We start from the raw sequence: 740 nt of genomic DNA, 5'->3' as shown, positions 1-740 counted from the left end.
ATCAGATCATCGCCATGCCACCGTTTACATGGATCGTCTGGCCAGTGACGTAGGCAGCCTCACTGCTGGCAAGATAAACCACTGACGACGCGATTTCCTCGCCTGTGCCCATACGGCGCATAGGAATGGCGGACATGATGCCTTCCTTCTGCTTGTCATTGAGCTTGTCGGTCATGGCTGATTCGATGAAACCGGGCGCTACACAATTCACGGTAACGTTGCGGCTGGCGATCTCCTGCGCAAGCGACTTGGAGAAGCCGATAAGGCCGGCCTTCGAAGCCACGTAATTTGTCTGGCCGGGATTTCCGGTAACGCCAACGATTGACGTTATGTTGATGATGCGGCCGTAGCGCCGGCGCATCATGGGATGGGTTAATTCGCGGGTGAGACGGAACACGGCGGTCAAATTGACCTCCAGAACATTGTCCCAGTCGGCGTCGCTCATGCGCACAAACAAACCGTCTTTGGTGATACCGGCATTGTTGACCAATATCTCCACCCCTTCAAGATCCGCTTCAGCCTTCTCACCCAGCGCCTTGACTTCATCGCGATTGGAAAGATTTGCCGGGAAAATCTTGACGCGATCGCCAAGTTCGCCTGCCAAGGCTTCCAGCTTCTCGATGCGCGTACCGTGCAAACCGACAATTGCACCCTGGGCATGCAGCGCGCGGGCAATCGCTTCACCGATACCACCTGTTGCGCCCGTAATGAGAGCCTTGCGGCCAGTAAGGTCAAACATT

1 protein-coding gene is annotated in these 740 nt (G+C 55.7%); it reads right to left on the bottom strand.

Going from position 1 to position 740, the window contains the following annotated elements; all coding sequences use genetic code 11:
• Window position 1: 1 nt before the first annotated feature.
• Window positions 2-739 carry a 3-oxoacyl-[acyl-carrier-protein] reductase gene (gene fabG / locus V9K95_RS23650; protein ID WP_115051795.1) on the bottom strand — a complete coding sequence of 246 codons (738 nt, stop codon included), beginning with the start codon at window positions 737-739 and terminating at the stop codon, window positions 2-4.
• Window position 740: the final 1 nt, after the last annotated feature.

It is taken from the genome of Phyllobacterium sp. CCNWLW183 (assembly GCF_037203775.1).
Lineage (GTDB): Bacteria > Pseudomonadota > Alphaproteobacteria > Rhizobiales > Rhizobiaceae > Phyllobacterium > Phyllobacterium ifriqiyense.
Note: the sequence above shows the minus strand (reverse complement) of the source record. Positions and strands in the feature narration are given on the sequence as shown.